Consider the following 3,832-nt stretch of genomic DNA (forward strand, 5'->3'; position numbering starts at 1 on the left):
GGGGTGGGCTTCCCGGCCGCCGCGTACAGAGCGGTGCGAAGGGGGGGGACGCTGACGCTGGACCTCAAGGCCACGGAGTGCATGGACGGGCGTGGCGCGTTCCTGCATTGGTGCGATCCTGCTGCTCGCCGGTTGCGCCTGGTCGCGGCCAACCCGCTGGCCGCGACCAGGCGCAACCGGCGAGCAGCAGGATCGCACCAATGCAGGAACGCGCCCCGGCCGTCCAGGCACTCCGTGGCCTTGAGGGCCAGCGTCAGCGTCTCCGCGCCTCGCAGCGCTCTGTACGAGGCGGCCGGGAAGCCCAGCCCTGACTGCTGGGGGTGACTGCCGGCTTCGGCTGTGTCAAGTGCCAAGGTGTCTCCTGCTCACTCCGGGCCACAGACCTGCACATGCGACGACGGGCGGCGCCGCAAATCAGGCAAACACCCTTAAACGTTACCTTGCCGTCGCTCCGTACCCGTCTGGACCCCATCCGCCGCAGGCGCCCCACCAGGACATCACCTGCTGTCGCTGCCTACCGGGGCCGGCCCACCCGCCGCATGCCGAGGGAGGACCGTCACGACCGAGGAGCCCTTGGCGTCTCTTGGAGGACCCGTGATTGCCGGGACCCCGTGGTGGTCAGGGCGGGGTGAGCACAGCGCGGGTCAGAGGCCCGAGGCCTCCGTACCAGGGGCCCCGATGATCTTGTAGTCAGGGTCGGGTGGGCAGGATTCGGGCGATGAGCAGGGCGACGTCGTCGTGGGCAGCAGGGTGTCGGAGGTGCTGCAGGAGCCGGTCGCAGGTCTCCTCCGTGGAGCTGGACGGGGGTGACAGCAGACGCAGGAGGCCGTCCAGGCGCCTGTCGATGGGGTCGTGGCGGGTTTCGACCAGTCCGTCGGTGTACAGGATCAGCTGATCCCCGGGCTCCAGGTCGAGGGTCGTGGCCTCGAAGGGGACACCGCCGACTCCCAGCGGAATGCCGGTGGACAGGTTGATGAGTTCGGGTCCCCTGCCGGGCCTCACCAGCACCGGGGGCAGATGGCCGGCGCAGGCCAGATGCAGCTGGGCGTGATGGGGGTCGTAGACCGCGTACAGGCACGTGGCGAAGTAGGGGTCCAGACCGCGGGTGATCTTGTCGAGGTGGGTGAGGATCCGGGCGGGGGGGAGGCCGAGGTCGGCGAGGGTGGAGGTGGCGGTGCGCAGGCGGCCCATGGTGGTGGCGGCGGGGATGCCGCTGCCCATGACGTCGCCCACCGTGAGGGCGGTGCGGTCACCGTCGAGTGGGATGACGTCGTACCAGTCGCCGCCGACCTCGCTGAAGGCCTCCGCGGGCAGGTACCGGGCGGCGACCTCCAGTCCGGGGTGATGGCGCGACGGTTTCGGGAGCAGGCTGCGCTGGAGCGTTTCGGCGGCGCTGCGGATGTGCTGGTGCAGGACGGCGTTGTCGATGCTCAGCGCGGCGCACGAGGCGAGCTCGCAGGCGAGCGCGAGGTCGTCCTCGTCGAACGGGTGGGGATTGCGGGCGCGGGCCAGGCCCATGACGCCGATGACGTGCTCGCGGGCGATGAGGGGGACCGCCATGTCGGTGTGGACACCGGCTTGGGCGAGCAGGCGGGCGGCGTGGGAGTCCGCGGCGACGCGGGCGAGGCCGCCGGCGTCGAGGTGGGTGATCAGGAGGGGCTTGCGGGTGCGGATGCAGTGGGCCGCCGGGTGGTCGGCGTGGTAGGCCGTGAGGTGGCCGGGCGGGATGAGTGCCTGGGTGGCGTCGGTGGGGTAGGCCGTCTTCACCGCCAGCGCGCGGAAGAGCGCCGGGCCCTCGCCCACGTCGGTGCGGCCCGTCTGCAGGACGGAGTCCAGGAGGTCCACCGCGACCATGTCGGCCAGGTCGGGCACGAGGACGTCAGCCAGTTCCCGCGCGGTCCGTTCCACATCCAGCGTGGTGCCGATGCGGGCCGAGCCCTTGGCCATGAGGCGCAGCCGTTGCTGGGCCCGGTCGGCCTTTCTGGCTTCCCGGTAGCGGTCGGTGACGTCCACCACGACGTCGGCGACGCCCAGTACGTGTCCGTGGTGGTCCTCCAGCCGGTAGACCGACATCATCCAGGCGTGGTCGGCATCGGGGGTGGCGGCCGTGCGGCCCACCACCTGCTCGTCCACCAAGGGCACGCCGGTCGCCAGGACCCGGCGCATCGCGGCCTCCACGGAGAGGAAGGACGCATCGGGCAGGATCTCGCGGAAGCTGCGGCCGACGTGGTCGTCTTCGGGAATGCCGTGCATCGACGCCAGGGCCGGGTTGACGACAACGAAGCGCAGGTCGGTGTCGAGGACGGACAGTCCGACGGGGGCCTGGGTGACCAGCCGGGTGGACAGGGCCAGGCCGCGCTCCACCCGCCGCAGTGTGGAGCGGTCGGTGGCCAGCCCCAGGGCGTAGTGGTCGCCGCGGCTGTCCGTCAGCCGCATGTTGCGGAACTCGACCATCCGGGTGCTGCCGTCCTTGTGCCGGACCGGGAACGCTCCCGCCCAGCCCTGGCCGGTCTCCATCACCCCGGCGAACAGCATGATCGCCTCGTCCCGGTGTTCGGGGTGCAGGAGCAGGGGTGCCGCGTACTGCCCGACCGCTTCGCCGCGGGCATAGCCGAACAGCTCCTCGGCCTGCGGACTCCACATGTCGATCCGGCCGTCGGCCTGCACCAGTACCGCGGCCACGCCCAGCAGATCCAGCAGCCCGCTCGGGCCGGCCGCCCCTTCCTCCGGACTGTCCGTCCGCCCGGGGCCGCCCTGCCTCGCTACGCTCATCACACTCCCTCCTTCCGCCCGCGGATCGCACCGGCGTGCCCGCCTCACCGCAGAGCGGGCGAACCGGTCCTCCCGCAGGGCACGACCCAGCCCGCAGCGTGGCACGCGAGGTTCGGCGGTTGAGGCGACGCGCCGGGCGGAGCGCCGCGTCCGCGACTGATTCCCGCATCCCGGCCGATCAGGACAAGATCCATGGTGCGAGCTCCCCGCTGGCCCGTACATTTCCTCCACTTCTACCCCGCATCGGCTCCATCCTCCGAATTATCCCGATGTGACCGATGGCAGGTGCCAGGGGGCCTGCTCTTGACCGGCCAGGTGTGACCCACCGACTCGCGGCCGGTGATGCGGCCTGCGCGGGCGAGTGGATGTCTGGCCCCCGGCGATCCGCCCGTAGCGGCCCGGCCGTCCCACCGGTCCGTCGCGGTATTCAGCGCGTCGACATGTGCTCACTGTGCGCCTGGCGTCGAGACATCCAAATCAATAAATCCGATCGCCTTCCACGGAAACATCTGTTGGACAGAATTTCCGGCGCGCCCAAGGATGTCTCGTGCGGCAGCACCGTCAACGCGACGACGGGATGGAGTGCCGCCTGAGCGGAGGGTGAAATGCCGAGTGAAGAGACTGAAGTAGTCGTCGTCGGGGCGGGCCAGGCAGGCGTGGCGATGAGCGAGCACCTGGGAGCCCACGGCGTGCCGCACGTCGTCCTGGAACGGCACCGCATCGCCGAGCGGTGGCGCTCGGAGCGGTGGGATTCCCTGGTCGCGAACGGGCCCGCGTGGCACGACCGGTTCCCGGGGCTGGAGTTCCCCGACGTCGCCCCCGACGCCTTCGCCTCGAAGGAGCAGGTCGCGGACTACTTCGTCGCGTACGCCGAGAAGATCGGCGCCCCGATCCGGTGCGGTGTCGAGGTGACGTCGGTGCGCAGGCACGCCGGTCGAGCCGGCTTCCGGGTCGAGACGTCGGAGGGCGCCATCGACGCCCGATTCGTCGTGGCCGCGACCGGACCGTTCCAGCGGCCCGTGATCCCGCCCATCGTCCCGGACGGCGCCGTCCCCGTGCA

Annotated in this window: 3 protein-coding genes; 1 reads left to right on the forward strand and 2 read right to left on the reverse strand. The window is 71.2% G+C overall.

Annotation, left to right across the window (positions count from 1 at the left end; translation table 11 throughout):
• A partial coding sequence (locus BZY54_RS52545) for a hypothetical protein (protein ID WP_208640961.1) occupies positions 1-353 on the reverse strand: 353 nt, incomplete at its 3' end.
• Positions 354-690: 337 nt separating this feature from the next.
• A complete protein-coding gene (locus BZY54_RS45145; RefSeq protein ID WP_086731163.1) occupies positions 691-2,772 on the reverse strand; it encodes a SpoIIE family protein phosphatase in 2,082 nt (693 codons plus the stop codon).
• Positions 2,773-3,434: 662 nt separating this feature from the next.
• On the opposite strand from BZY54_RS45145, the gene BZY54_RS45150 reads away from it, so the two are divergent.
• The coding region (locus BZY54_RS45150; protein ID WP_244217654.1) for an FAD-dependent oxidoreductase at positions 3,435-3,832 on the forward strand (398 nt) is incomplete at its 3' end.

This window comes from Streptomyces carpinensis (assembly GCF_002154505.1).
Taxonomy (GTDB): Bacteria; Actinomycetota; Actinomycetes; order Streptomycetales; family Streptomycetaceae; genus Streptomyces; species Streptomyces carpinensis.